Here is a 26,619-nt window from a genome sequence, read left to right on the forward strand (position 1 = left end):
AACCGTCGATTCCGGAGCCGACGACAGCTCCGGAATCGACGGGTTCAGTTCGTGGTCGTCTGATACGCCTCGAGATCGAAAGCGCGCATCTGCCTGCGGTAACGGAAACTGAAGTCCGGCCACAGCACCGCGTTGTTGCCCGTGCTGTCGAGGAACCAGCTGCGGCACCCACCGGTGGCCCACACCGTTTTCGCCATCTTGCGCTGGATTCCCCGGTTGTATTCTTCCTCGGCGTCCTTGCGCACTTCGACGGTGCGCAGGCCGCGCTGCTCCATGGTTTCCAGTGCCGAGATCAGGTACCGGAACTGGGATTCCATGATGTAGATCAGCGAGGTGTAATTCAAGCCGGAATTGGCACCGAGCATGAAGAACAGGTTGGGAAAGTTCGCGACCGTTGTGCCCTTGTAGTTGCGATACCCTTCCGCCTCACCGATTTCCGACAGCGTGCGCCCGTCGCGGCCGACGTACAGGTTGTAGGTCGGGGAATCCGATACCTGGAATCCCGTGCACAACACGATCGCATCGACTTCGCGTTCGGTGCCGTCTTCGGTGACGATCGAATTCGCCCGGACCTCCGCGATCGAATCCGTCACCAGATCCACATTGTCGCGGTCGAGCGCCGGATAGAAACGGTTGGACACCAGCATCCGTTTACAGCCGAGACGATGCGCCGGCAACACCTTCCGGCGCACCTGCGGATCACGGATCTCGAGGAACATCTTGACCCGGCCGACCAACTCCAGCAGCACCGCCGCACGCGGGTACTTGGCCTGGAAGACGACGAAGATCTCGCGCAGCAGGTAGATCATCGCCCGGACCAGCCGCTGGAAGCCGGGAATCCGCCGGAACGCGAACCGCTCGACCGCCGTATAGCGACGGCCAAGATGCGGCATCACCCAGGTGGCGGTGCGCTGATACACATCGAGGCTCGCCACCTCCGGCGCGATCGACGGAATGATCTGCACCGCAGACGATCCCGTACCGATCACCGCCACCCGCTTACCCGCGAGCGTCGACTCGTGATTCCACCGCGCCGAATGGAAGATCTCGCCCTCGAAGCTCGACATCCCCTTGATATCGGGAAGATTCGGCTCCGCGAGCACACCGGCCGCCGACACGACCACATCGGCGGTGAATTGCCCACGGCTGGTGTGGATCTCCCATCGGCCGTCGGTATCGTTCCAGCGCGCCGCCGTCATCTCGCAATCGAAGATGTGCTTGTCACGCACCCCGAAACGCTCCGACACGTCCCGGATGTAGCGTTCGATCTCGGCCTGCGGGGAGAACGACCTCGTCCAATTCGGGTTCAGCGCGAACGAATACGAATACAACTGCGAGGGGACGTCGCACCCGGCACCCGGGTAGGTGTTCACCCGCCACGTGCCACCGACATCGGGTCCACGTTCGAGCACGAGGAAATCGGTGTGCCCCTGCTGACTCAACCGGACCGCCGCGCCGACGCCCGACAGCCCGCTTCCGACGATGATGATCCTGACGTGCCGTATTTCCGGATCGGCCACGGTCACCGAGCTTCGTAGATGCGTTTGTGGCCCGACATCGCGGCCAGCCGGAACGGACGCCGGGTTTCCTCGGCCATGGCGTGGTAGGCGCCGTCGGTGGGCAGCACCGCTTCGTGCAGGGCACGGTAGTGGTCGTAGTCGAGCATCTCGCGCGAGCTGATCGCGGCCTGGTTGGCCTCGGTGCGCAGGTGCGCGCGGTAGCCAGGCTGCACTGTGCCGCTGAAGAACTCGGCCACACTGCCGGAGCCGTAGCTGATCATGGCCAGGGCCTTGCCGGTGAGGTCGTCCGCGTGGTCGAGCAGCGAGGCCAGGCCGAGGTACAGCGAGGCGGTGTAGCTGTTGCCGACGGTGCGGTTGTAGGTGGTGGTGGCGCCGATGGCGGCCTCGAGATCGGCGGCCTCGGCGGTGTGGCCCTGGCTCTCGAGCAGGTGCCGGTGCGCCTTGTAGGCCATCTTGGTGAAGGGCTGGTGGTAGCAGAACGCGGCGAACTCGCTGAGCTCGCGACCGCCCTGGCGGCGGTAGTCGCTCCACGCCTCCTGGGCGGCCTTCTGGTAGGCGTTCACCGAGGTCTTGCCGTCGACGATGGCTTCGGAGCGGTAGTTCGGGCGCCAGAAGTCCATGATGTCGGCGCTGTAGAGCCCCGAGATCGGGTCGAGCGCGAGGATGGCCGGGTTCGCGGTGACCAGCATCGCGACCGCTGCCGCGCCCTGGGTCGGCTCGCCCGGGGTGTCGAGTTCGTACTTGGCGATGTCGGCGGCGATCACCAGCACCCGCTGCGAGGGGTCACGCGCGATCAGGCCCGCGGCGAACGCCAGCCCGGCGGTGCCGCCGTAGCAGGCCTGCTTGAGCTCGACCACCCGCGCCGCGTTGGGCAGCCCGATCAGCGAATGCAGGTACAGGGCAGCGGCTTTGGACTGGTCGACACCGGTCTCGGTGGCCAGCAGCACGGTGCGGATGTTGTCGGCGCCGTGCCGTTCCAGGATCGGCTGGGCGGCCGCGGCGGCGATGGTGACGATGTCCTCGTCGGCGGCGGCCACGCTCATGCGTTCCTGGCCGATGCCGAGGTAGAACTTGTCGCGATCCACCCCGAGTCGCTCGGCGAGGACGGCGTGATCGAGGGCGTAGTGGGTGGTGGCGAACGAAAGGTCGTGGATACCGACCGGCGTTGTGGTCATCGTTGTGTCCCGTTGCTCGTGGTTGACCGCTCGAATTGGGTATGGGCACGCATCAATTCACCGCGATTGGTCTGCGCGGCCATCAGCGACAGCTCACCGCACAGCACGGTGGCCGCACCGATCACGGCGAGGCGGCGCGCGTTCTCGCCGGGCTCGCGTTCGGCCCGGCAGCCGAGGCGCACCAGGTTGTCCTCGACGAAACTGGCGTGCTTGCCGTTACCGACCGTACCGACGATCAGGTTGGGCAGGGTGCACGAGAAATACAGATCACCGTCGCGGTCCTCGGCGTGGGTGACGCCCTGGGAGCCCTCGACGATATTGGCGGCGTCCTGACCGGTGGCCAGGTAGTAGGCCAACAGCATGTTCGCGTAATGCGCGTTGGCGGAACGGATTCCGCCCGCGAGCAGGGTGCCGATCAGGTTCTTGCGGATATTGAGCTCGACGACCTTGGCGGCGGTGGTGTGCAGCCGCGCCTCGACCACCTCGCGCGGGATCAGCAGCTCGGTGACGACGTTCTTGCCGCGACCGAGGATGCCGTTGACGGCGGTGGCCTTCTTGTCGGTGCAGTAGTTGCCCGAGATGGAGCCGTAGCGCACACCGGGCATGGTCGACAGGATGTGGTCCATCAGGTGGTCGCTGGCCAGCGTGGCCATGTTGTGGCCGGAGGCGTCGCCGGTGGTGAACTCGAACCGCAGGAACAGCAGGTTGCCTGCGATCTGGTGGTTCAGGTCGATGAGCCGGGCGAAGCGGCTGCTGCCCGAGACGACCTCCTGCAGCTCGGGCATGCGGGCCTCGAGCTGCCGCACGGTGGTGTAGGCGGTGTAGGCGTCGTCGGCTTCGAGCAGGATCGACCGGGTCATCCGCTCGTCGATGAGGGTGGCGACGATGCCCTTCTCGGTGAGGGTGCTGATCCGCGCGCCGCGCCCCACCGAGGGCCACAGCGGGGTCTCATAGGTGGCCAGCGGCACATCGACGGAGTCGTCGACGACATTGCCGGTGATCCGCAGCGGACCGACCCACTGCATCGGGACAGCCGCGTACGACATGTCATTCATGGATGACTCCTTCTCGGAGGTTCGATTCGCGCCACCAGGGACTCCGGTGGGCGAGGCAGGCCACATCGATGCCGCGCAGCGCGCAGAAGCCGGCCAGGTCGCCGGTGACGAGCACATCGCGACCGGTGAGCTCGGCGGGAGTGGTCGCGCCGAGGACGGTCATGATGTTGCGCAGCTGATCGAGCCAGGTGGTGATCTTGGCGACGAGGGCCTCGGTGCCGTGGTCGACGAGCGTTTCCAGGAATGCTCCCGCCACACCGGTCGCCTTGGCGCCGAGCGCCAGGGCGCGGGCCATGTCCAGCGGCGAGCGGATGCCGCCGGAGGCGGAGATGTCGATGCCGGTGATGCCGGTGCAGTCGAGCAGGCACGCGGCCGTCGACTGACCCCACTGTTCGATGAAGGCGAAGTCGGCGCCCGCCCGCCGGTCGTTCTCGATGCGCGCGAAATTGGTTCCGCCGCGTCCGCCCACGTCGGCCACGGCCACCCCGGCCTCGCGCAGCCACGTGACGGTCTGCCTGCTGAGGCCGAACCCGACCTCCTTGACGATCACCGGCACCGGCACGCCCGCGACGATCTCCTCGATGCGGCGCGGCCACCCGGCGAAGGCGCGGTCGCCCTCGGGCATCACGACTTCCTGCACCGAGTTCACGTGGATCTGCAGCGCGTCGGCCTCGAGCAGGTCGATCGCGCTGTGCACCTGGTCGAGGGTGGCGTTGGCGTTCACATTGGCAAGGACGAACCCGTGCGGGTTCTCCTCGCGCAACACCCGGAAGGTGCCCGCGACGGCGGGGTCACGGAAGTAGGCGCTCATCGACCCCGAGGCGATGGGGACTCCGGTCTCGCGGGCCGCGACGGCCAGCTGCCGGTTGATCTCGCCGGTGTTGGTGCTGCCACCGGTCATCGCGTTCACGTACAGCGGTGAATTCCAGTGCTTTCCGGCGAAATCGACGCCGAGCCGCACGTCGGCCGAGTCGATGCCTGCCAGGGCGTGGTGCACGAAGGCGACGGAGTCGAAATCGTTGCCACCGCTGTGGTTGCGGCGATGGTTCACCGCGTGGCGAACGTGGTCGTCCTTGCGGTCGGCGATCATGCGCGAACTCCTTCGGACGGGTGGATCCGCAAGGGCAGCTTGCGGATTCCGGCGGCTTCCCAGCCGTCGGTCAGTGCGGCGACAGCGTCGGCGCGGCCGTGCTCGAGCAGGGCGATACCGCAGTCGCCGCCACCGGCACCCGAGGGTTTCGCGGCGGCGCCGACCTCGGCCGCCACGTGACACAACGCGGCGAGGCGTTCGGTCATGACGCCGAGCCGCTCGGCCGCGTCGAGACCGAGGAGAAGCTCACGCGCGCAGTCGATTTCGGTGCGGATGGCGACGGGGTCGTCGGCGTCGACGGCGGCGGCGAGGCGTTCGACGCAGGCATCGCTGCGCACCAGGAACTCCGCGCGGTCGAGGGGTGCGCCGAGGCCCGCGACCAGGGCGGGGGTGGAGGCGGGGATGCCGGTCCAGCCGATGTGCAGTTCGAGCGTGGTTGGAGTGGGCAGCGGGCGCACCGACAGACCCGGCCACGGCAGGCGAAGTGCCGCGTCGACGCCGTCCGCCTCGGCCGCCTCCGCCACCCGGGCGCGGTCCGGGGAGCTGTAGGCGAGCCAGCCGCCCCAGGTGCTGGCCGCTACATCCCCGCCGGACGCCCGGGGATGGACCGTGACCGTGGCGAGCATGGCGAGGCGGTAGCGGTCCATCGAACTCAGGCCGAGCTCGTAGAACTCGCCGAGCGCGGTCACCGCCGCGACGGTCACGGCGGCACTGGAACCGAGCCCGAACTTGCGGCCGTCGGCGTCGCCCAGATCGGCGGTGACGTCCAAACGGTAAGGGCGCGGGGTGATTCCGCGTTCGAGCACCAGTCGGTCGAGCACCGATGCGGCGGCGAACAGATAGGAGAAGGTGGCCGGAACCGACCCGGTCGCCGACACGAAGGAACCGGGGTGGCCTGCCGACGCGGGCGCCCGGGGCACGACCGCTTCCGCCGCGAGGGCGGCCGTCGCCGAGTTCGTGGGGGCCGATTCCGCTGAGGCAGCGACACCAGCCTGGTCGCCCGTCACGCGGCTACACCGGAGGGAGCTTCCGCCCTCCAGATCCGAGGCGAGGACGGTGTCGCCGTCGGTCGCCGTGACCGTTGCGGTGGCGTAGCGGTCGACGGCGACCAGCACGGCCCGGTGACCCGGTTCGACGACGGCGTACTCCCCCGCGACGAACAGTTTGCCCGGGGCGCGACAGGAAATCATGAGGCCCCGACCTGCGCGGTGTCCGGGAGCAAGGTGGCGCCGGGACCGATGTGCGCGGTGCGGGTGGTGACGAAATCGCCGAGGCTCTCCACGGTCGCGGCCACACGGGCGGCGTCGGCGCGGGTGCACAGCACCTTCACATTGGGGCCCGCGTCGATGGTCGCGTAGGCGAGCACACCGTCGGCGCGCAGGGCCTGCACGGCGTCGAGCACCGCGAGCGAGTGCGGCGAGAGGTAGCGGATGCCGGGGCGGGCGGTGAGCATGGTGGCGTGCATGCCGAGTGCGTTGCGTTCGGCGATCTCACCGATGGCGGCCAGGTCACCGCGGGCGACGGCGCGGCGCATCTCGTCGAAGTCGAGCATCGACGACTCGGCCCACGGCCGGTAGAACGGGGAGGTCTGGGTGGTGGCGCGCATGGCGTCACGGCTCGACACCGTTTTGGCGGTCTGGTTCACGACCGCGACCACCAGGGCCGGGTCGAGTTCGTCGCCGCCGATCGGCTCGGCATAGGAACTGAGATCGCCCGCCTCGCCGTCGCCCTCGCCCGCGTGCCACACCACGAAACCGCCGAAGATCGAGCGCGACGCCGACCCGGACCCGCGCCGGGCCAGCCGCGACAGCGCGCGCCCGTCCAGGTCCAGACCGTAGGCGGTGGCCGCGGCCGTGGCCAGCGCGGCGAAACCACTCGCCGAGGAGGCCAGCCCGGCCCCGGTCGGGCCGTCGTTGACGGTGACGACGGTGGCGCGTTCGGTACGACCCGCCTTGGCCCGCACGAGGTCGAGGAAACGTTCGATGCGGGTGTGCGCGGAACCGGTGGCGGCGGTGCCGTTGAACTCGATCTCGTCGGCCGGGCCGTCGGTGACGCGCACGGTGGTGGTGGTCGCGAAGATGTCGAGCGTCATCGACAGGCTGCTCGTGACGGGCAGGAACATCGTTTCGTCGCGCTTGCCCCAGTACTTCACGAGGGCGATGTTCGGGTAGGCGAGCGCGGTGGCCTCGCCGGTGGCGGAGGTCGAAGTCATTGGTGGGTACCGGGTTCCGAAGTCGTGGCGGACAGGGGCGTGGCGCCGGCGTGCATGGCGCGAGTCGGCACCGTCCAGGTTCGCACGGCACCCGCACGGCGCAGCGCGGCACTCACCCCGGGCGCCGAGGCGGGCTCGGTGAGGGCGAGCACACAGCCGCCGAGCCCGGCGCCGGTGAGCTTGGCGCCGTGAGCGCCCGCACCGAGCGCGGCGGTGACGAGGGCGTCGATGTGCGGCGTGCTCACCCCCAGCTCGGCGAGCAGTTCCTGGAAGTCGAGCATGGTCTTGCCGAGCGATTCGGCGGCACCGGCCGACAACTCGTCGCCCGCGGCCTCGATCAGGCCCGAGGCGCGCTCGAGCAGCGACCCGGCCCGCACCGGGTCCTCGTCGAGCCTGCGCCGCACGCCTGCCACCGCGTGCTGGGTGGAGCCGGGCACGCCGGTGTCGGCGATGACGAGCGCGGCGTCGAGCCCGATCGGCATCGGCTCGGCGCGGCCCTGGTGGAACCGGATCGGACCGTTCGCCAGGACGGCACTGGCGTCGATGCCGCTGGCCCGCCCGTGCGCGACCTGCTCGCCACATTGCACGAGGTCGTACAGTTCGCCGGATTCCACGACGAGCCCGTGCAGATCCGCGACCGCGCGCACCGCGGCCCCCGCGCACGCGGCGCTGGAACCGAGCCCACGAGCCAGCGGAATCCCGCACTCCACAACGACTTCGACGGTAGTATCGGTGATTCCCCACCGCCGCAACGCTTCCTCGGCCGCGACCCGTGGACCCGACAGGGCGGTGTCAGTTCCACCGACGGTGAAACGGAAGTGCCCGTCGGCCGGAACCTGCGACCCGGTGCCGGGTTCGGCCGGGCGCGCGAGGGCGCGCACCGGCAGGGCGGGCAGGGGGAACGCGATCGCGGGCGTGCCGTGCACGACCGTGTGTTCGCCCAGCAGGATCGCTTTGGCGTGGGCGCGCCCGATCCCTACGACCATGCCCGTTTTCGTGGTCACATCGATTCCTCTCCCAACTCGGGCAGGTTCACCGCCCGACATCCTTCCTACCGGAACGACGCCGGACGGTCGGCCTCGCGCTTACCGAGTCGATCGGCCGAGAATACTGCGCACGGACGGGAAGAACGCGGGCACCTGTGCGGCATAGGCGCGATACGACGCACCGAAGCGGGCGATCAGGTCACGCTCCTCCAGGTAGGTACCGAGCAGGATGTACCCGGTCAGACCCAGCGCCCACACCAGGTGGCCGACCGTGAACTCCCTGGCGAACCAGAACGACACGAGCAGCCCGGCCATCAGCGGATGCCGCACCAGCCGGTACACACCGTTGACCTGCAACCGGTCGACGGTGGCGTCCGGCACCTGGATCACGTACTGCCGGTAGGCCTGGCTGATACCGAGTAGATGGAAATGGTTCAGCAGCAGAGTCGCCGCGTAGACCAGCACGAACCCGATCCAGAACCCGATATCGAGCGCGATACCCACCGCACCTTCAGCAGACCAGAGTACGTGTGGTATGGGCTGCCAGGCCAGCATGATGACCCACATCACCAGGCAGACGCCGATGATGTAGATCGTCCGCTCGAGCGCTTCGGGCACCCAGCGGGTGATGAAGGCCTTGAACGCCGGCCGGGCCATGCCCGAGTGCTGCAGGGCGAACAAGGCCAGCAGCACCAGGTCGATCGCGACGGCGGGCACCGCGGACAGGTGCGGTCCCTTGTCGACGGTCTTGGGCAGGAACCAGCCGCCCGCGAACAACAGCATCAGCGGCACCGTGATGCCCGCGAAGGCGTACACGGCGAAGGAGAACAGGAACGGGACGAGCCGACCGGGCGTGCTCAGCACGCCCCGCGCCTGCTGGGGAGTCATCAGATCCATGCGAACCACGGCAGGTATCGGTTGCGGACGGTGCCCGACTCCAGGCGCTGCTCGAGACGCGCCTTCCACTTGGTGCCGTAGCGCTCGTTGAGGAAGCCACCGGGCACGACCAGGCGCCAGCCCGACTGCGCGACCATCCAGTACGGCACGATGACGCCGGGGTTGACATCACGCATGTAGTCGAGCTTGTCGGGGATCTGGCTCCAGTGGATACCGGGGTAGCGGTGGTGCACGCTGTGGTAACCCTGGTTGAAGATGAGGAAGTTGAGGATGTTGCCCGCGTTGTTGAGCGAGGTGCTCGGTTCGTCCTCGAACCGGCGCGCCGGCGCGTGGCTCAGCCAGGCGAAGTAGCCCGCGTTGACCTGGGTGATGAGGAACGGCACCCAGTAGAACAGCACGAACCGTTCGGTGCCCGCGGCGTACCAGACCGCGGCCATGACCACGAAGTACACCGCCAGGTCGAACATGAACTGGTGGCGGGTGCGGCGGCGGCGCGGGGCCGGGTTCGCGGCGAACACGGTGCGCACGGTGTGGATCTTGACGATGGTTCCGTAGCGGATCCAGTACCAGATGGCACCGAGACCCTTTTCCATGCCGGTGGTGGCGGTGACGTCACCCGGGCCGTCGTTGAACCGGTGATGGTTGAGGACGTGCACCTCGCGCATCTCGGCGGCGGTCAGGTTGCCCGGCAGGCAGCACAGGATGTCGACCACCCGGTTGGGCAGCTTCGACACGAACAGTGGCCGATGGGTGTGCATGTGCATCACACCGATGGTGAGCGAGAGGTTGAGCAGCGACAGCACGATGATGAGCGGGATCGCGATGTACCAGTTGCCCGCGGCGGGGACGAACAGGGCGGCCGCGGTCATCCCCATCCACAGTGCGATGTGCACGAGCGGACCGACATTGGAGGCGTGCTCGAGTTTGAGGACCCGCCGACTGAACGGCGGTTTCTCGGTAGGCGCGACGGGCGTTGGGGTGCTCATGGGCGAGCTCCTTCGCTAGTAGTGACGATGCTCATGAACGAATTGCGTCGGTGGCGAGCGCTGCCTGTTGCAGGCGCTCGGCGAGGTCGCGCAGGGCGTCGGGCCGGTTGCCCGGCACCCGCTCCATGGCCCCGAAGGCCAGGTGGTCGGCGATCATCATGGTGCGCACCGTCGAGCCGGCCGGTTCGCCGGTCATCGGTTCCTCGGGCAGGGCCCGCACGAGGGCGAAGGTGGTGTCGACGATCAGCGGGACCAGCGAGGTCGCGGACGAGTTCTCACCACCGGCGCGCAGCACATCGGTCTTGGGGACGTGGAGCTCGGCCGCGAAGTCCGGCGCGGCGTCGAGCATGGTGTGGATGGCGCCGTCGGCCCCCGCGCGCACCCGCTCGAGCATGCGGGTCCAGTACTTCGGTGAACCCGCGGCCAGCACGGACGCCGTGAGCGGACGCCGGTACGGCTTGGGCGCACCGACCGCACCGCACAGGAACGCCGAGGTGGTGATGGTCATGTAGGCCATGGCCGCGCGGGCGCCGAATCCCGGCGTGCCGGGGCCGAGCCTGGCGAGCAGCGCGAAGCCGCCGAGGGTCGGGGCGAGCTGACGCAGCATCACCATGCGGGTGAGTTCCTCGCGGTCGGCGGCGCCGTAGAGCTCGAGTTCGCCGTCGCGCAGGTCGTTGGCCGACTGGGCGATCACCGCGATACAGCCGGTGAGCTCGCGCAGGTCGTCCTCGGGCAGTACGCCGTCGGCGACCAGGGTGCACGCGTAATGGGTGACGCGGCCGAGCACGCCCTCGCTGTAGGTGACGCGCGGCAGCGGCTTGTCGAGGTTGCGGGCCATCACCGCGGCCATGTCGGTGAGCACGCTCGCCACCCGTTCGCGCGCCTGCGGCGACAATCCGGTGACCAGCGCGCGGATGTCGGCGATGCGCTCGGCGAGCAACAGGTCCAGCGCCTCGCTGTCGCGCACGACGCCGGTGGTCGGCGGCAGCGCGGGCGGGGCGGAATCGCTTGTGCCGTTCAGGTATTCGGCCGCGGCCAGCACAGCCGAACCCGCGTGGCCGCGGTCGGCGAGATCTTCGTAGGCGTCGAGCACCCGGCACGCGAGCAGGGCCGCGGCGGCTTCGGCACGCTGGTGGGCGGGCAGGAAACTCACCGCGATACCGAGGTTGCGTCCGGCCGGAACGAGGGCGAGCCGGGCCAGTTCCTCGGGCGTGCGCGCGGCGCGCATGGCGGCCAGGTCGGGGGCGCGGCGCAGCACACGCAGGCCGCGGGCCAGCTGGAGGAGTCGGACATCGCTCATCGGGAGATCACCTGCCGCAGAAGTTCGCGCAGGTCGTCCCGCGCCGGAGAGGGGCCGAACACGTCGAGCGCGTCGGCCGCGGTTTCGGTGGCGGTCACCGCGACCACGCGGGCGGCCTTGGTCGCGCCGCTGTCCACGAGGTCGGTGCGCAGGGTCTCGCTCGGTGTGGCCGGGTCGAGCCACAGGTCGCGGGCGCCCTCGCGCAGGTCGAGCCACTCGATGACCGGCCAGGTCGGCACGCGACGTTCGAGATCACCGCCTGCGTCCTTGCCGAGGCCGGGGCCGCCCTCGATATCGCGGACGTCGTCCATGATCTGGAAGGCCATGGCGAGCTGGTCGGCGTACACCATCAGCGCGTGCAGCCGGTCCAGGTCGACGCCGCCCGCGGTGCCGCCGTAGGCGCACGACAGCCGGAACAGGGTGCCGGTCTTGGCGATGGCGACCAGTTCGTAGTGCCTGCGCAGCGCGGGCACGTCGACGGCGGGTGGCAGGGTCTCGATGAGCTGGCCGAACGACAGCTCCGAGAGCCGGTCGGCGAAGGTGATACCGGGAGCGTCGGTGATGCGCTCGGCCATCGCCGGGTTGTCGGCGAGCACGCGGGCCACGACCTTCATCGCGGCGCCCGCCATGTGGAAACCGGCGCGGGCGGCCTGGCGGACACCGAAGGCCGCGGGGACCGACGGCGCGTCGCGGCGCAGCAGGGAGCCGTCGCAGATGTCGTCGTGGATCAGCGAGGATTCGTGCAGCATCTCCATCGCGCAGGCCAGGTCGACCGCGTCGGCAGGCGACACCGCGTCGCCCGGCGCATCGGGGAGCAGGGTGGCGCAGGCCAGCACGAGCCTGGCCCGCACCCGCTTGCCGGGCGCGGCGAGCACATGGCGGTAGATGTCGTCGAAATCCTCACCGGTGAGCAGGATTTCGGGCAGGCGCGCGGCGACGAGCGGGAGCTGCTCGACCGGACCGGCCGGTCGCGGCAGGACCCTCACCTGGTCACCGGGGTGCTCCACGTGCACCGCCTGGGGAACCTCGGGGCGATGGGCTGAGGCTAGCGCGGAGTTGTCCATAGCGCTGAACTCCTTTGGTGTGGTCACGATGGCTGCAGAGCTCATTGCGCCTGGTGGACAGAGGTTTTCGAGGAATCGCCTCGGAGGAGTCGGAGGGGTGTCGCCACCGGCGGGCGTCGGGGCCGTGTTGTCCCGATCACTGGCTACCGACGGGTAGTTTTGTAGACGGTTGTCCCAATTGTCAAGCACTAGTGAAGGTTTCGCTCTGACGTGCACGAATAGCACTGGAGCACAATGTTTTTGAGCAGAAGTAACTGATGACAGCGTTACAGCCGACGTCTTGATGTCATCACCGTAGTGACATGAAACACGCTGCGGCACAAGCGTTTACGCACGTGCGGCAAGCAGGCCGGAGGGGTGCGGTCAGCGCGCGACTGTTCATCGCGGGTACGGTTTCACGGAGGGGTGCCACGACACTGTGGGCTTGCGCATCTGCGCTGAGAGGTCAGCGGGAGACGTCCAGAGGCCGGCGACTTCGACGGCCGAGAAGTGTTACGTTCGCGACTCTACAATCGGTGACGCGGTCGCGCGAATCGAAAACCACAGCCGCACGGCCCCGAAATGGGCTGTGCGGCAGCGAAACACCGGTTCAGGGGGATTCCGTGCGATGACACGCCACGGGCGAGGACCCCGTGGCGTGGCGTGGCGGTCGTCAGCGGGGGCGCGAACCGAAGGGACGGTGACCGCGCTGCCAAGCCAGCCGGAACGACCATGCGGCGGCCAGGATCGACCCGACGACCACCACCGCGATCGCGGACAGGACGAGTCCCCCGGACCAGCCGACACCGGCGTAGTGCGCGATCATCGCCGAGGCGGCGATCGGGCCCGCGGTGAGCAGTACCGGGATCAAGAGGATCAAACCGAGAGTTACCAGAGTCGAGGGCGCCATCGTCGCCCCGGAGCGTCGCGTGATCGTAGCCATTTCCGCCCTCTCCATGGATGGAACTCAGCGAACGTCGAACTCAGCGATCCATAAACAAAGCTACAGCCCGGTGAACGCCATTCGCCCGATTGTCACGAAATGGTGATAACTCAGTTTGCGAAATATTTGCTCATGGGTCATGTTAATTCAGCGACGCCGATGAACGCGGTCACCGGAACGCGCGAGTCGCCCTCAGCCCGGTTCGGTACCGAAAGTGCCTTCGAGACGATTACGTGATCCCGGATGAATCAGCCGCGCCGCACTCACCAGGCCGCCGGAGGACCAGGTGCGGCGCCGGATCAGCAGACACGGCTCGTCGCGGGCGATGCCGAGCAGCGCGCACTCGTCCTGGCTCGCCCGCACGGCCTCGACGACGTGCTCACCGCGCAGCAGCGGGGCGACCTCGCTCAGATAGGTGTTGGGGGTGACGGCGGTGAAATCCTGGGCGAGATAGTCGGGCGCCTGGGCCGGGTTGACGTAGCGATCCTCGAGCTGGATCGGCACCTCGTCCTCGCGATGCACGAGCAGTGAGTGGAACACCGTGCCGCTCAGGTCGTTTCCGAGGATCGGATGGCCCTCGTCGATCTGCTCGGCGCGCACGAAGACGACCTCTGTGCGGTGCCGGTGCCCACGCCGCGCGATCTCGTCGGCGATGTTCCTGACCTCGAACAGTGGTGAGGTGGCCTTGCCCGCGGCGACGAACGTGCCGACGCCCATCACCCGGGTGAGGGCACCGTCGGCGGTGAGATCGCGCAGGGCGCGGTTGATCGTCATTCTCGACAGCCCGAGCGCGGCGACCAGCTGATTCTCCGAGGGGATCTGCTCCCCCGCGCTCCATCGGCCGCCCTTGATCTGCGCCATGATCAGCTGCTTGACCCGCTCGTACGCCGCGAACTCCGTACCGAGCTCGCCGTAGAGCGCGGCCAGCTCCGCATCGGCCACTTCGATCGCCACCACCGGTATTTCCCTCCGCTCGACCAAGAGAATACGTCGCGGCCGATTTCGGCAGCTACTTGTATAGACAGGACTATACCACTAATCTGGTGTTCAGTGACCCCGGACACACCCGTCTTTCGAGGAGTGAACACATGACCGACGACACCGCGCCCGCCGCAGGTCCGCGCCCCGTCCGTGCCCCACGCGGTCCCCAGCTGCACACCAAGGGGTGGCAGCAGGAGGGCGCCCTGCGGATGTTGATGAACAATCTCGACCCCGAGGTCGCCGAACGCCCCGACGATCTGGTCGTCTACGGCGGTACCGGGCGCGCGGCCCGCAGCTGGGCGGCCTACGACGCCATCGTGCGGACCCTGGAAACCCTCGAGTCCGACGAAACACTGCTCGTGCAATCGGGGAAACCGGTCGGCGTATTCCGCACCAACGAATGGTCGCCGCGGGTGTTGCTGGCCAATTCGAATCTGGTCGGCGACTGGGCCAACTGGGAGAAGTTCCGCGAACTCGAACAGGCCGGCCTGATGATGTACGGGCAGATGACCGCCGGTTCGTGGATCTATATCGGCAGCCAGGGCATTCTGCAGGGCACCTACGAGACTTTCGGCGCGGTGGCGCGTAAACGTTTCGGCGGGTCGCTGGCCGGCACGATCACGCTCACCGCGGGTGTCGGCGGGATGGGCGGCGCGCAGCCGCTCGCGGTGACGATGAACGACGGCGTGGCCCTGTGTGTCGATGTCGATCCGGCCCGCATCGATCGCCGCATCGCGCACGGCTATCTGGACACCAAGGCCGACTCGCTCCAGCAGGCGCTGGAGCTGGCCGTCGCCGCGCGCGACGAGCGCAGGCCGCTGTCGATCGGTCTGGTCGGCAATGCCGCCGAGGTGTTCCCGGCGCTGCTTGCCATGGACGCGCCGATCGATGTGGTGACCGACCAGACCTCCGCGCACGACCCGCTGTCCTACCTGCCGATCGGGGTCGCGCTCGAGGACTGGCACACCATGGCCGAGAAGGATCCCGTGTGGTTCACCGCCGAGGCGCAGGCATCGATGGCCAAGCATGTCGAGGCCATGGTCGGGTTCATGGACAAGGGCGCCGAGGTGTTCGACTACGGCAACTCGATCCGTGACGAGGCTCGCAAGGGCGGCTACGACCGCGCCTTCGCGTTCCCCGGTTTCGTGCCCGCCTATATCCGGCCGCTGTTCGAGGAGGGCCTGGGCCCGTTCCGCTGGGCGGCCCTCTCGGGTGACCCGGCCGATATCGCCGCCACCGACCGCGCGATTCTCGAGCTGTTCCCCGACAACGAGCATCTGAAGCGCTGGATCACCATGGCCGGTGAGAAGGTGAAATTCGAGGGCCTGCCCGCGCGTATCTGCTGGCTCGGCTACGGCGAACGGCACCGCGCCGGACTGCGTTTCAACGAGATGGTGGCCTCGGGCGAGCTGTCGGCGCCGCTGGCGATCGGGCGCGATCACCTCGATTCCGGTTCGGTCGCCTCGCCCTACCGCGAGACCGAAGCCATGGCCGACGGGTCGGACGCCGTCGCCGACTGGCCGCTGCTCAACGCCCTGCTCAATACGGCATCGGGCGCCTCGTGGGTGTCGATCCACCACGGCGGCGGTGTCGGCATGGGTCGGTCCATCCACGCGGGTCAGGTGTGTATCGCCGACGGCACGCCCCTGGCGGCGCAGAAGCTGGAGCGGGTGCTCACCAACGATCCCGGTATGGGCGTGATCCGTCACGTGGACGCGGGCTACGAGCACGCGGCCGAGGTCGCCCGGGAACGCGGTGTGCGAATCCCGATGCAGGAGAGCTGATATCGCATACTTCGGCGCCGGGTGTGAAACGCACCCGGCGCCGAATCGTGTCACGGGTATCTACGCGGCGGATGTCCGGGATCGCTGCGTGAGTCGCGGCCTACAGCCCCCAAGGCGCGCCACCCGCTTTCACCACGCGGAGCCCGGAAATCCACGACGAAACGGCCCCAGGTGGCGGGAACCACCTGGGGCCGATTCGGTTACAGCGGCGCGGGTCAGTACAGCCGAGTCAATCCAGCGGGCCGACAACGGATTCCGCGGCCTCCAGCAGCGCACCGGAGGCGGCCAGATTCACCGCCGCCTCGATTTCGGGCGCGAGGTGCCGGTCGGGGCCGGGGCCTGGGACCAGGGTCCGCAGGGCATCGCGCACCGCTGCCGTGGCGGGCGACGGTGTGAGCGGCGCACGCAGGTCGAGGGCGCGGGCCGCGGTGAGCGCCTCGATGGCCAGCACACGGGTGAGGCCGTCGATGGCGCGACGCAGTTTGCGGGCGGCCGACCAGCCCATGGACACGTGGTCCTCCTGCATGGCCGAGGACGGGATCGAGTCCACCGATGCGGGCGCGGCGAGGCGCTTGAGCTCGGAGACGAGCGCCGCCTGGGTGTACTGGGCGATCATGTGGCCGCTGTCGACACCGGGGTCGTCGGCGAGGAACGGCGGCAGCCCGTGGTTGCGCGCCTTGTCGAGGAAACGGTCGGTGCGGCGCTCGCTAATGCTGGCCACGTCGGCGACGACGATGGCGAGGAAGTCCAGCACATACGCCACCGGGGCGCCGTGGAAGTTGCCGTTGGACTCGACGCGGCCGTCCAGGGTGACCACCGGATTGTCGACGGCGCTTGCCAGCTCGTACCCCGCGACCCGCTCGGCGTGGGCGAGGGTGTCGCGGGCGCCACCGGCCACCTGCGGTGCGCAGCGCAGCGAGTAGGCGTCCTGCACCACGGTGCAGTCGGGGGTGGCATGACTGGCCACAATCGCCGAATCGGCCAGCAGCCGGGTCATGTTCGCGGCGGCGACCGCCTGGCCCGGCTGCGGGCGCAGCGCCTGCAGGTCGGCGGCGAACACCTTGTCGGTACCGAGCAGGCCCTCCACGCTCATGGCGGCGGTGACATCGGCCAGCCGCAGCAGCGCGCGCAGATCGTGACAGGCGAGCAGCAGCATCCCGAGCATGCCGTCGGTGCCGTTGATGAGAGCGAGCCCCTCCTTCTCCGCCAGCTCCACCGGTGCGATCCCGGCGGCGGCGAGCGCCTGAGCGGCGGGCATCGCGGTGCGGCTCGCGTCGCGGACCGTGCCCTCCCCGATGACGGCGAGCGCCACGTGAGCCAGCGGTGCGAGATCACCGGAGCAGCCGAGGCTGCCGTATTCGTGGACCACCGGGGTGATGCCCGCCGACAGCAGCGCGGCGTAGGTCTCGGCGACCACCGGTCGCACGCCGGTGCGGCCGGTGGCCAGCGTCGAGAGGCGGAGCAGCATGAGGGCGCGCACCACCTCCCGCTCCACTTCGGCCCCCGATCCGGCGGCATGCGAGCGGATGAGGCTGCGCTGCAATTGCTTACGCGACTCCTGCGGGATGTGGCGCACGGCGAGCGCGCCGAACCCGGTCGACACCCCGTACACCGGTCGCGGGTCGGCGGCCAGCGCCTCGATGCGCTCCCGGCTTTCGCCCATGGCGGCCAGCGCCTCCTCGGCCAGCCGCACCGCGGCACCCTCCCGTGCCACCCGCACCACGTCGGCGGGTGACACCGGACCGGTGCCGACGACGACCGGTTCCAGCGTGACCGACCGGTTCGAGTCGATACCCACGATATTTCTCCATTCCGAATAAGCGTGCAGGACAAGCAAGTTCAGGCGACGTCGGCCGGTACGGCGACCGGCTCGGGTTCGGCGGTCGCGGGCCGGACCCACAGGCGGTAGGCGATACCGAGCAGCGCGAGCCACACCGCACCGACGACCAGGGCCACCCGGCTGTCGGCGTCGAAGGCGATGACCCCGATCACGAACACCAGGAACGCGATGGTGATCAGCTGGCCGTAGGGCCACAGCGGCACCGGGAACTTCAGTGCGGCGACCTGTTCGGGGCTCATGCCGCGCCGCGAGCGCAGGTGCGCGAGCAGGATCATCAGCCAGACGAAGATGGTGGCGAAGGTGGCGATCGAGGCGATCACCAGGAACACCTTGTCGGGGATCAGGTAGTTCAGCAGAACGCCCACCAGCAGGGTGACGGTCATGATGACCACCGTCATCCACGGCACCCCGTTGCGCGAGACCCGCTTCATCGCCGCGGGCGCCTGGCCGCGCTGGGCCATGCCGTACATCATCCGGCCCGCACCGAAGATGTCGCTGTTGACCGCCGACAGCGCGGCCGTGATGACCACGACGTTGAGCACCGCCGCGGCGGGCCCGAGGCCCAGGCTCTGGAAGATCTGCACGAACGGGCTGCCCTCGTCCCCGATGGTGCGCCACGAGTCGATCGCCATGATCACCGCGAGGGTGAGCACGTAGAACACGATGATGCGCACGGGCACGGTGTTGATCGCGCGCGGGATGGTGCGCTGCGGGTTCTCGGCCTCGCCCGCGGTGATACCGATGATCTCGGTACCGCCGAAGGCGAACATCACGATGGCGAAGCAGGCGATGAAGCCGCCGATTCCGGTGGCGAAGAAGCCGCCGTCGGCCCACAGGTTCTGCACGCCCGCGCTGGTGTCGTGGAGGCCGAAGCCGAAGATCAGCACGGCGATACCGCCGGCGATCATCGCCACGATGGCCACGATCTTGACCAGGCTGAACCAGAACTCCACCTCACCGAAGACCTTCACGCTGAGCAGGTTGATCGCGCCGATGAAGAAGATGACCGAGAGCACCCAGATCCAGCGTGGCACGTCCGGGTACCAGAACCCCATGTACACACCGAACGCGGTGACATCGGCCAGGCACACGATGAGCATTTCGAAGGTGTAGGTCCAGCCGGTGAAGAAGCCCGCGAGCGGGCCGAGGTGCTGGCTGGCGTATTCACCGAACGAGCCCGCGACCGGGTTGCTCACCGCCATCTCACCCAGCGCCCGCAGCACGAGGAACACGGCGGCGCCGCCGATCAGGTACGCCAGCAGCACCGAGGGACCTGCCCGGTGGATCGCCTCGGCGGACCCGTAGAACAGGCCGGTGCCGATGGCCGAACCGAGCGCGATGAAACGGATATGGCGGGCGGTGAGGCCGCGGGTGAGCGCGGCGGCGGGCTTGTTCAAACCATTCTCCCGGGATCGGAAAGGGCGCAGGGTCGCCGGTGATGCCCGGTCTCTTCGCCTGTGGGGCCGGTCACAACGACCCCTACATGTATATGCCTGTCTATACAGCCGTGTCAATGGCCAGTTACCGTCTGGCACCGTAGCGCTTGACTATCCTGTATATACAGGCCTATACATAGCTGGCGTGATCCATCGCACAGCCCGCCGCCAGGAGGACAAACCGTGCCAACCACCGTGCTGCGCGATATCGGCACCCTCGTCACCAACGACCCGGCTCTCGGGGACGGCCCGCTCGGGTTGCGCCGCGACGCGGCCGTCGTCTTCGACGACGCGCAGGTGGTGTGGGTGGGTGACAGCGCCGACGCACCCGCCGCCGATCAGGCGGTCGACCTCGACGGTCGCGCGGTGCTGCCCGGTTTCGTCGAGTCGCATTCGCATCTGGTCTTCGCCGGCGACCGTGCCGAGGAGTTCGCCGCGCGCATGTCCGGCCGCCCCTACGGCGCGGGCGGCATCCGCACGACGATCGCGGCGACGCGCACGGCGACCGACGAGCAACTCGACGCGACCGTGCGGCGGCTGCTCGCCGAGTCGCTGCGGGCAGGCAGCACCACGGTCGAGATCAAGAGCGGTTACGGCCAGACCGTCGACGACGAATGGCGCAGCGTGCGCATCGCGGGCCGCCACACCGACGAGGTGACGTTGCTTGCCGCGCACGTTCCGCCGCCCGAATACGCCGGGCGCGCGGACGATTACGTGGCCATGGTGTGTGCGGAGATGATTCCGCGCTGCGCGCCCGAGGCCCGGTGGATCGACGTGTTCTGCGAGCAGGGCGCCTTCGACCGGGACCAGTCGCATGCCGTCCTCAGTGCGGGCATCGCGCACGGGCTGGTGCCGCGCGTGCACGGCAATCAGCTGCACCAGGGGCCGGGCGTGCAGCTCGCCGTCGAACTGGGGGCCGCGTCGGTCGATCACGTCGCCCATGTCGGCGCCGCCGATATCGACGCGCTCGCGAACAGCGACACCGTGGCGACGCTGCTGCCCAGCGCCGACTTCTGCACGCGCAACAGCTATCCCGATGCGCGCGCGCTGCTCGACGCCGGGGTCACCGTTGCCCTCGGCGCCGACTGCAACCCGGGCACGAGCTACACCACCAGCCTGCCGTTCTGTATCGCCCTGGCCGTGCGTGAGCTGCACATGACACCGGACGAGGCGGTCTGGGCGGCGACCGCGGGTGGGGCGAAAGCGTTGCGGCGCGGCGATATCGGCGCCCTCTCCCCCGGCATGCGGGCCGACGCCGTCGCGTTGGACGCGCCGTCACATCTGCATCTGGCCTACCGTCCCGGCGTTCCGCTCGTGCGCCAGGTGTGGCGCGGCGGCGTGCTCGCATCGAACTGAAGTGTCCCCCATGACTTCCTGGACCGGCCGCGTCGACGGCACGTCACCCGAGCATCTGCGCTGGCATCAGGCCGTCGCACCCTATGAACCCGGCGTCGACCCCGGCGCCTGCGTGTTCGTCGGCTTCGCCAGTGACGAAGGCGTGCGCCGCAACAAGGGTCGGCCGGGCGCCGCCGATGGGCCCGATGCCCTGCGCCGCGCGCTGTCGCCGATGGCACTGCCTGCCCCGCTGCGCGCGTTCGACGCGGGCACGATCGCGGTCACCGATCAGCGGCTCGAGGACGGCCAGCGCAGGCTCGGCGACACCGTGACCGCGCTGCTGGACGCGGGTGCCTTCCCGATCGTGCTCGGGGGCGGCCATGAGGTCGCCTTCGGCACCTACCTCGGCCTGGCAGGTGCCGAGTGCGCCGGGGGCGCCGTCATCGGAATCCTGAATCTGGACGCGCATTTCGATCTGCGTCCGGACCTGGTACCCAGCTCGGGAACCCCGTTCCGGCAGATCCTCGAGTCCGGCGCCGACGTGCGGTACGCGGTGCTCGGTATCAGCCAGCCGGCCAACACGACGATCCTGTTCGACACCGCCGATCGGTTCGGCGTGCGCTATCTGCTCGACGACGACTGCACCGCCGAGCGTGCCGAAACCTTCGTCGCGGACTTCCTCGCCGACATCGACCTGCTGTATCTCACGATCGATCTCGACGTCCTGCCCGCCGCGGTCGCGCCGGGTGTCAGCGCGCCCGCCGCGTTCGGTGTCGCGTTGCCCGTCGTGCAGGCCGTCTGCGACCAGGTCGCCGCGAGCGGCAAGCTCGTGGTCGCCGACGTCGCCGAACTCAACCCGGCGCTCGATATCGACAACCGCACCGCCCGCACCGCCGCCCGACTCCTGCACCGCCTCGTCACCCGGCGCGTGTCTCAGAAGTAGCGCACACCGACGTAGGCCCAGGCGATGACGCAGCTGAACAGAGTGACGACCGCGCCGTATTTCGTGAACTGCCAGAAGCTGATTCGCTGGCCTGCCCGCGCGGCGATGCCGAGTGCGACGACATTGGCGCTGGCCGCGACCGCCGTGCCGTTGCCGCCGAAGTCGGCGCCGAGCGCGAACGCCCACCACAGCGAGCGCGCGGTCTCGGGGTCGGGGGCATCCGCGACGATGTCCTCCACGACCGGTGCCATGGTGGCGGTATACGGGATGTTGTCCACGAACGCACCGAGCAGCGCGGACCCGAAGACGAGTGCGGTGGCGGCCAGGAAATAGTCGTCGCCGACCCATGCGCTCGCCGCCGCGCCGACCGCGGCGATCACCCCGGTGTGCACCAGGCCGGCGACCATCACGAACAGGCCCATGAAGAACACCAGCGTCGGCCATTCCACCTCGTGCAGGATGTCTCCGATGTCGAGTCCGGACACCAGCACCATCACGCCCGCACCCACGAGTGCGATCACCGATGGGGCCACGTGCACCACGCTGTGCAGGCAGAACCCGGCCACCACCGCGGCCAGCACGATCAGCGATCGCACGAGCAGTCTCGGGTCGCGGATCGCGCGCCGCTCCCGCAGGGCGAGCACGGCCTCGACCGAGTCGGGGTCGGTACGCAGCGCCGACCGGAACAACACCCGCGTGAACAGCACGAACAGCGCGAAGACCAGCACCACGATCGGGGCCATGTGCACCAGGAAGTCGTTGAAGCTCAGCCCCGCCCGGCTGGCGATGATGATGTTGGGTGGGTCGCCGATCAGCGTCGCCGCGCCACCGATGTTCGCGGCGAGCACCTCCGCGATCAGGAAGGGCTGGGCGCTGATACCGAGCCTGCGGCACACCACCAGCGTCACCGGGGCGACCAGCATGATGATGGTGACATTGTCGAGGAACGGTGAGGCCACGGCGGTGATCAGCATGAGCATCACCATCAGCCGGTAGGGATTGCCGCGCGAGCGCTTGGCCGACCAGATCGCCAGGTAGTCGAACAGCCCCGTCTGCTTGACGACGCCGACGATGATCATCATGCCGAGCAGCAGGAAGATGACGTTCCAGTCGATGCCCTCGTGCGGGGAGAAGAACACCTTCTCACCGGGGATCAGTCCCAGCACCGCCATCAGTCCCGCGGCGATCAGCACGGTTTTGACCTTGTCGGCGCGCTCCGTGGCGATGAAGAAGAACGCCACCACGAAGATGGTCACGGCGAGGACGGCGGCCATCGTCGGCGCCGATCAGTCGCCTGGGCCGGCGAGGGCGAGACTGGTCAGCAACCGTTCGAGGGTGATCGCTCCGCACAGGGTGCGGGCCCGGTCGACGACCGCGATGAGCGGACTGTGCTTGCGCGCCATCAGGATCGCGATCTCGAGCAGGGTCGCGTCCGGGGTGACGGTGGCCGGTCGTGGTGCGCCGTCGGCCAGGCAATCACCGACGGTGAGGCTGCCGGGTTCCTGCCAGAACAGGTCGGCGTGCACCTCGTCGATCGTGCGGACCAGGGTGGTGTCGTCCTGATACGACGCCGGGATGGCCAGGCGGAGCACCTGGGTGCCGGGCAGCACGGCCACCGGTCGGTCCTCGGCGTCGACCACGACCAGGCCGGGCAACCGGTTGACGACCATCACCCGCACCGCGCGGGCCACCGGGTCGGTGATGCGGACGGTCGGCAGGTTCATCGCGATATCGCGTGCGCGCATGGCTCGGCTCCGGGGTGATTCGACGGTGCTCACGGCTCGGCCCGCTTTCCGGCGAGCCGATCGACCCGCTGCTCGAGCCTGGTCAACCGATCGGCGAGGGGACTGGTGTGCATCAGCTCGGCCACGTGGTCGGCTTCCTCGGGTTCGAGCACGAGATCGACGCACGGCTCGTCACTGCCGGGGGCGTACACGAGCAGCCTCCGCCCGCCGGACGACTCGGTGAGCAGCGCGAAGTCGATGCCACGACCGGTGCGGAAATGGTGCAGCACCCCGGTTCCGGGGATCGTCGTCCTGTCGGTATCCATCCCGGGCGGTCCTTCCCCTGACACGGTCGAGTGCGTGCGGATTCGAGTCTGGTGCGCCCGCGGGCAGGCGACCATCGGCGCGGGCACCCATTTCCGGTGCCGATCCGGCGGTCGTGCGCAGGCACGGATGGGTGTCGCACCCGATGGACAGCGGCCGGGCGCGTCAGCATGCTGGAAGCTATGAAGCGTCTCGCGAGGGTGCGAGCAGGACGGGATCAGCGCACGCCGGTGACGGCGCTGTTCTGGCGGATCTGCCTGCTCAACGGTGTGGTGTTCACGCTCGGCACGCTGATCCTCGCGCTCTCCCCGGCCACCGTGTCGGCCCGGCTGCGTTTGACCGAGGTGCCGGTGCTGGTGATCGGTCTCGCGGTGATGCTCACCGCCAACGCGCTGGCGTTGCGCACCAGCCTGGCGCCCCTGGACGAACTGGTCACGGCTATGCGCCGCGTCGACCCGCCACGCCGCGCGGTGCGTTTCGACCGGCGCGCCAGTGGGGACTTCCACCGGCTGATCGAGACTTTCAACGCGATGCTCGACCGGCTCGAGGCCGAGCGATCGGCGGCCGGAGCCACGGCGCTTGCCGCACAGGAAGGTGAGCGTCAGCGGATCGCTCGCGAACTGCACGACGAGATCGGCCAGAGCCTGACCGTGGCGTTGTTGCGGCTGAAACGGGTCGTGGACCGCGCGCCGGAGGAATTGCGGGACGAGGTGACCGACGCGCAGGAAACGGTGCGCGGATGTCTCGACGAGGTGCGCGGTATCGCGTCACGATTGCGGCCCGACGTGCTCGACGACCTCGGGCTGCACAGTGCCGTCACCGCGCTGTGCCACGAATTCACCCGCAGCGCGGGCATTTCCGTGCACCGCGAGGTCGACCCGTCGATCAGCAGGCTCGACCCCGCGGTCGAACTCGTCTGCTACCGCATCGCCCAGGAGAGCCTGACCAACGTGCTGCGCCACTCGGGTGCCGACCAGGTGAGCCTGCGACTCGCCGGCCACGCCGACTCCGTGGTGCTTCGCGTGCACGACAACGGGTGTGGTGGGGTGGTCACCGAGGGCGCCGGAATCCGGGGGATGCGCGAACGCGCCATGCTCGTCGACGCGACGCTCACCATCACCACATCCGAAGACGCCGGCACCACAGTGGAACTGGTCGTCCCGGTTCACCGCGAGGCACACGTCGGAGAACCGGTATGAGCGCCCCCACCCGGATCCTGCTCGCCGACGACCACGCCCTGGTACGCAGCGGACTACGGCTGATCCTCGACAACGAACCCGACCTCACCGTGGTCGCCGAGGCGGCCAACGGCTACGACGCGGTGACCGCCCTCGCCGGCGAAACCGTCGACCTGGTGATCCTCGATATCGCGATGCCGAGGATGACCGGCATCCAGGCGGCGCGCGAGATCACCCGCGCGCATCCGGGTGTCCGCATGCTGATGCTGTCGATGTACGACAACGAGCAGTACTTCTTCGAGTCGCTCAAGGCGGGCGCCTCCGGGTACGTGCTGAAATCGGTCGCCGACCGCGACCTCATCGAGGCCTGCCGGGCGACGATGCGTGGCGAGTCGTTCCTGTACCCGGGTGCGGTGACCGCCCTGGTCCGCGACTATCTGCACCTGGCCCGCCAGGGCGGACGGCTGCCCGAGACCATTCTGACCGCCCGCGAAGAGGAGGTGCTCAAGCTGATCGCCGAAGGGTATTCGGCACGGGAGGTGGCGGCCGAACTGGTCATCAGTGTGAAGACCGTCGACCGCCACCGCGCCAATATCCTGCAGAAACTCGGCCTGCGTGACCGGCTCGACCTGACCCGCTACGCGATCCGCTCAGGTTTGATCGAGCCGTGAGTCATTCCGCGTTCGGGTCGATGCGCACCTTCGACTTGCGCCCGACGGTCGCCCGGACCACCGGTTCGACCACGCGCGCCGCGATCGGTCCCATCACGGCCATCAGCAGCACGTACGTGGTGGCCAGGGCGGCGAAGCTGTCGGGTACCGCACCCGCGGCGACGGCGAGGCCCGCGATGACGATGGAGAACTCGCCGCGCGCGACCAGGGCAGCACCCGCGCGAGCCCGGCCCAGTTGGGAGGCGCCCGCGCGCTTGGCCGCCCACCAGCCGGTGTACAGCTTCGTCACGGTGGTGACCACGACCAGCAGGACCGCCCAGCCGAGGACCGGTGGGATGGTCGCCGGATCGGTGCTCAAGCCGAACAGGACGAAGAACATGGCGGCGAACAGGTCGCGCAGGGGTTCGAGGATCTTGGTCGCCTCGTGCGCGGTCGCCCCCGAGATCGCGATGCCGAGCAGGAACGCGCCGACCGCGGCCGACACCTGCACCGCCGAGGCGACACCGGCCACCAGCAGCGCCGAACCGAGCAGTTTGAGCAGGAAGATCTCGCGGTCCTCACTGGCCACGATCGCCGACACGTACCGGCCGTACTTCAGCGCGACGATGAGCACCAGCGTCACCGCGACCAGCGCGATACCGACGGTGGTTAGCCCGGCCATGAAGCCGACACCCGCCAGCACGGCGGTGAGCACCGGCAGATAGATCGCCATCGCCAGGTCCTCGAACACCAGGATCGACAGCACCACCGGTGTCTCGCGGTTACCGAGCCTGCCCAGGTCGTTGAGCACCTTGGCGACGATGCCCGAGGAGGAGATGTAGGTGACGCCCGCCATCGCGATGGCACCGGTCGGTCCGAGCCCGAGCCACAGCGCCACGATCACGCCCGGCGTGGCATTGAGGACCAGGTCGAGCAGGCCGGCGATCCACGACTTGCGCATGCCGGTGACCAATTCACCCGCGGTGTATTCCAAACCGAGCAGCAATAGCAGCAGCACCACACCGATCTCGCTGGCGATGTGGATGAACTCCTCCACCTCGTGCAGCTCGATCAGGCCGCCGGTGCCGAAGAGCAGGCCCCCGAGCAGATAGAGCGGAATGGGTGACAGGCCGATGCGGCCCGCGATGCGCCCGAGCACACCCAATCCGAAGAACACAGCCCCCAGCTGGATCAGCGCCAGCGTTGTTCCACTGATC

Annotated in this window: 24 protein-coding genes; 5 read left to right on the forward strand and 19 right to left on the reverse strand. The window is 68.8% G+C overall.

From position 1 onward, the window contains the following. Nucleotides 1-44: 44 nt before the first annotated feature. The 13 genes from NCO8_RS01660 to hutC form a co-directional block, all read right to left on the reverse strand. On the reverse strand, nucleotides 45-1,526 hold the full coding sequence (locus NCO8_RS01660; RefSeq protein ID WP_067635807.1) for a flavin-containing monooxygenase: 1,482 nt from the start codon (nucleotides 1,524-1,526) through the stop codon (nucleotides 45-47). Continuing rightward, nucleotides 1,523-2,695: a hydroxymethylglutaryl-CoA synthase gene (locus NCO8_RS01665; RefSeq protein ID WP_067635809.1), complete on the reverse strand. Its 1,173-nt coding sequence runs from the start codon at nucleotides 2,693-2,695 to the stop codon at nucleotides 1,523-1,525. Before NCO8_RS01665 ends, NCO8_RS01660 begins: the two co-directional genes overlap by 4 nt. Further along, the gene (locus NCO8_RS01670; RefSeq protein ID WP_208115300.1) at nucleotides 2,692-3,750 is read right to left on the reverse strand and encodes a hydroxymethylglutaryl-coenzyme A reductase family protein; all 1,059 of its coding nucleotides are present in this window, start codon (nucleotides 3,748-3,750) and stop codon (nucleotides 2,692-2,694) included. Before NCO8_RS01670 ends, NCO8_RS01665 begins: the two co-directional genes overlap by 4 nt. Continuing rightward, entirely contained in the window at nucleotides 3,743-4,840 is a 1,098-nt protein-coding gene (fni, locus tag NCO8_RS01675; protein ID WP_067635811.1) for a type 2 isopentenyl-diphosphate Delta-isomerase, read from the reverse strand. Before fni ends, NCO8_RS01670 begins: the two co-directional genes overlap by 8 nt. Beyond that, nucleotides 4,837-6,030, reverse strand: coding sequence for a phosphomevalonate kinase (locus tag NCO8_RS01680; protein ID WP_067635813.1), 1,194 nt, complete (start codon nucleotides 6,028-6,030; stop codon nucleotides 4,837-4,839). Before NCO8_RS01680 ends, fni begins: the two co-directional genes overlap by 4 nt. Next, a complete protein-coding gene (mvaD, locus tag NCO8_RS01685; RefSeq protein ID WP_067635815.1) occupies nucleotides 6,027-7,052 on the reverse strand; it encodes a diphosphomevalonate decarboxylase in 1,026 nt (341 codons plus the stop codon). Before mvaD ends, NCO8_RS01680 begins: the two co-directional genes overlap by 4 nt. Then, nucleotides 7,049-8,056: a mevalonate kinase gene (mvk, locus tag NCO8_RS01690; RefSeq protein ID WP_245655201.1), complete on the reverse strand. Its 1,008-nt coding sequence runs from the start codon at nucleotides 8,054-8,056 to the stop codon at nucleotides 7,049-7,051. Before mvk ends, mvaD begins: the two co-directional genes overlap by 4 nt. 81 nt (nucleotides 8,057-8,137) lie before the next feature. Further along, nucleotides 8,138-8,935, reverse strand: a complete 798-nt coding sequence (locus tag NCO8_RS01695; RefSeq protein WP_067635819.1) for a methyltransferase family protein — start codon at nucleotides 8,933-8,935, stop codon at nucleotides 8,138-8,140. Then, nucleotides 8,926-9,921: a fatty acid desaturase gene (locus NCO8_RS01700; protein ID WP_067635821.1), complete on the reverse strand. Its 996-nt coding sequence runs from the start codon at nucleotides 9,919-9,921 to the stop codon at nucleotides 8,926-8,928. Before NCO8_RS01700 ends, NCO8_RS01695 begins: the two co-directional genes overlap by 10 nt. Before the next feature lie 31 nt (nucleotides 9,922-9,952). Further along, nucleotides 9,953-11,221 (reverse strand): hypothetical protein, encoded by a 1,269-nt coding sequence (locus tag NCO8_RS01705; protein ID WP_067635823.1) that lies wholly within the window; start codon nucleotides 11,219-11,221, stop codon nucleotides 9,953-9,955. Continuing rightward, the gene (locus NCO8_RS01710; protein WP_067635825.1) at nucleotides 11,218-12,285 is read right to left on the reverse strand and encodes a polyprenyl synthetase family protein; all 1,068 of its coding nucleotides are present in this window, start codon (nucleotides 12,283-12,285) and stop codon (nucleotides 11,218-11,220) included. The genes NCO8_RS01705 and NCO8_RS01710 overlap by 4 nt, the downstream gene beginning before the upstream one ends. Nucleotides 12,286-12,937: 652 nt before the next feature. After that, nucleotides 12,938-13,207 carry a hypothetical protein gene (locus NCO8_RS01715; protein WP_157104742.1) on the reverse strand — a complete coding sequence of 90 codons (270 nt, stop codon included), beginning with the start codon at nucleotides 13,205-13,207 and terminating at the stop codon, nucleotides 12,938-12,940. 192 nt (nucleotides 13,208-13,399) lie between these two features. After that, a complete protein-coding gene (gene hutC, locus NCO8_RS01720) occupies nucleotides 13,400-14,170 on the reverse strand; it encodes a histidine utilization transcriptional repressor HutC (RefSeq protein ID WP_084456362.1) in 771 nt (256 codons plus the stop codon). Between the two features lie 125 nt (nucleotides 14,171-14,295). On the opposite strand from hutC, the gene hutU reads away from it, so the two are divergent. Continuing rightward, nucleotides 14,296-15,972 (forward strand): urocanate hydratase, encoded by a 1,677-nt coding sequence (gene hutU / locus NCO8_RS01725; protein WP_067635830.1) that lies wholly within the window; start codon nucleotides 14,296-14,298, stop codon nucleotides 15,970-15,972. A 229-nt stretch (nucleotides 15,973-16,201) separates the two neighbouring features. Here the strand turns inward: hutU and hutH are convergent, their stop codons facing one another. Next, on the reverse strand, nucleotides 16,202-17,770 hold the full coding sequence (gene hutH / locus NCO8_RS01730) for a histidine ammonia-lyase (RefSeq protein WP_067635858.1): 1,569 nt from the start codon (nucleotides 17,768-17,770) through the stop codon (nucleotides 16,202-16,204). Nucleotides 17,771-17,811: 41 nt separating this feature from the next. Next, nucleotides 17,812-19,209 (reverse strand): amino acid permease, encoded by a 1,398-nt coding sequence (locus NCO8_RS01735; RefSeq protein WP_067635832.1) that lies wholly within the window; start codon nucleotides 19,207-19,209, stop codon nucleotides 17,812-17,814. A 222-nt stretch (nucleotides 19,210-19,431) separates the two neighbouring features. Between NCO8_RS01735 and hutI the strand changes: the two genes are divergently transcribed. After that, entirely contained in the window at nucleotides 19,432-20,604 is a 1,173-nt protein-coding gene (gene hutI / locus NCO8_RS01740) for an imidazolonepropionase (RefSeq protein WP_084456358.1), read from the forward strand. Between the two features lie 10 nt (nucleotides 20,605-20,614). Beyond that, nucleotides 20,615-21,526 carry a formimidoylglutamase gene (gene hutG / locus NCO8_RS01745; protein ID WP_067635836.1) on the forward strand — a complete coding sequence of 304 codons (912 nt, stop codon included), beginning with the start codon at nucleotides 20,615-20,617 and terminating at the stop codon, nucleotides 21,524-21,526. Here hutG and NCO8_RS01750 read toward each other — a convergent pair. From NCO8_RS01750 to NCO8_RS01760, 3 genes are read right to left on the reverse strand one after another with little or no spacing between them, the layout of a single operon-like run. After that, nucleotides 21,517-22,800 (reverse strand): ArsB/NhaD family transporter, encoded by a 1,284-nt coding sequence (locus tag NCO8_RS01750; RefSeq protein ID WP_067635838.1) that lies wholly within the window; start codon nucleotides 22,798-22,800, stop codon nucleotides 21,517-21,519. The genes hutG and NCO8_RS01750 overlap by 10 nt on opposite strands. A gap of 12 nt (nucleotides 22,801-22,812) precedes the next feature. Beyond that, entirely contained in the window at nucleotides 22,813-23,271 is a 459-nt protein-coding gene (locus NCO8_RS01755; protein ID WP_067492004.1) for a CBS domain-containing protein, read from the reverse strand. Between the two features lie 29 nt (nucleotides 23,272-23,300). Then, nucleotides 23,301-23,576: a cation:proton antiporter regulatory subunit gene (locus NCO8_RS01760; protein WP_067635839.1), complete on the reverse strand. Its 276-nt coding sequence runs from the start codon at nucleotides 23,574-23,576 to the stop codon at nucleotides 23,301-23,303. Nucleotides 23,577-23,756: 180 nt separating this feature from the next. Between NCO8_RS01760 and NCO8_RS01765 the strand changes: the two genes are divergently transcribed. Further along, nucleotides 23,757-24,773, forward strand: coding sequence for a sensor histidine kinase (locus tag NCO8_RS01765; RefSeq protein WP_067635859.1), 1,017 nt, complete (start codon nucleotides 23,757-23,759; stop codon nucleotides 24,771-24,773). Then, nucleotides 24,770-25,423, forward strand: a complete 654-nt coding sequence (locus NCO8_RS01770; RefSeq protein WP_067635841.1) for a response regulator — start codon at nucleotides 24,770-24,772, stop codon at nucleotides 25,421-25,423. The genes NCO8_RS01765 and NCO8_RS01770 overlap by 4 nt, the downstream gene beginning before the upstream one ends. 1 nt (nucleotide 25,424) lies before the next feature. On the opposite strand, the gene NCO8_RS01775 is transcribed toward NCO8_RS01770, so the two are convergent. After that, the gene (locus tag NCO8_RS01775) at nucleotides 25,425-26,618 is read right to left on the reverse strand and encodes a cation:proton antiporter (RefSeq protein ID WP_157104744.1); all 1,194 of its coding nucleotides are present in this window, start codon (nucleotides 26,616-26,618) and stop codon (nucleotides 25,425-25,427) included. Nucleotide 26,619 lies beyond the last annotated feature (1 nt).

The sequence above is a fragment of the Nocardia coubleae NBRC 108252 genome (assembly GCF_001612805.1).
Taxonomy (GTDB): Bacteria; Actinomycetota; Actinomycetes; order Mycobacteriales; family Mycobacteriaceae; genus Nocardia; species Nocardia coubleae.

Coding starts and splice junctions, on each gene's coding strand:
- NCO8_RS01665 (WP_067635809.1), bottom strand. CDS start 2,695: ATGACCACAACGCCGGTCGGTATCCACGACCTTTCGTTCGCCACCACC.
- NCO8_RS01670 (WP_208115300.1), bottom strand. CDS start 3,750: ATGAATGACATGTCGTACGCGGCTGTCCCGATGCAGTGGGTCGGTCCG.
- fni (WP_067635811.1), bottom strand. CDS start 4,840: ATGATCGCCGACCGCAAGGACGACCACGTTCGCCACGCGGTGAACCAT.
- NCO8_RS01680 (WP_067635813.1), bottom strand. CDS start 6,030: ATGATTTCCTGTCGCGCCCCGGGCAAACTGTTCGTCGCGGGGGAGTAC.
- mvaD (WP_067635815.1), bottom strand. CDS start 7,052: ATGACTTCGACCTCCGCCACCGGCGAGGCCACCGCGCTCGCCTACCCG.
- NCO8_RS01695 (WP_067635819.1), bottom strand. CDS start 8,935: ATGGATCTGATGACTCCCCAGCAGGCGCGGGGCGTGCTGAGCACGCCC.
- NCO8_RS01700 (WP_067635821.1), bottom strand. CDS start 9,921: ATGAGCACCCCAACGCCCGTCGCGCCTACCGAGAAACCGCCGTTCAGT.
- NCO8_RS01705 (WP_067635823.1), bottom strand. CDS start 11,221: ATGAGCGATGTCCGACTCCTCCAGCTGGCCCGCGGCCTGCGTGTGCTG.
- NCO8_RS01710 (WP_067635825.1), bottom strand. CDS start 12,285: ATGGACAACTCCGCGCTAGCCTCAGCCCATCGCCCCGAGGTTCCCCAG.
- NCO8_RS01715 (WP_157104742.1), bottom strand. CDS start 13,207: ATGGCTACGATCACGCGACGCTCCGGGGCGACGATGGCGCCCTCGACT.
- hutU (WP_067635830.1), top strand. CDS start 14,296: ATGACCGACGACACCGCGCCCGCCGCAGGTCCGCGCCCCGTCCGTGCC.
- hutG (WP_067635836.1), top strand. CDS start 20,615: ATGACTTCCTGGACCGGCCGCGTCGACGGCACGTCACCCGAGCATCTG.
- NCO8_RS01750 (WP_067635838.1), bottom strand. CDS start 22,800: ATGGCCGCCGTCCTCGCCGTGACCATCTTCGTGGTGGCGTTCTTCTTC.
- NCO8_RS01755 (WP_067492004.1), bottom strand. CDS start 23,271: ATGCGCGCACGCGATATCGCGATGAACCTGCCGACCGTCCGCATCACC.
- NCO8_RS01760 (WP_067635839.1), bottom strand. CDS start 23,576: ATGGATACCGACAGGACGACGATCCCCGGAACCGGGGTGCTGCACCAT.
- NCO8_RS01765 (WP_067635859.1), top strand. CDS start 23,757: ATGAAGCGTCTCGCGAGGGTGCGAGCAGGACGGGATCAGCGCACGCCG.
- NCO8_RS01770 (WP_067635841.1), top strand. CDS start 24,770: ATGAGCGCCCCCACCCGGATCCTGCTCGCCGACGACCACGCCCTGGTA.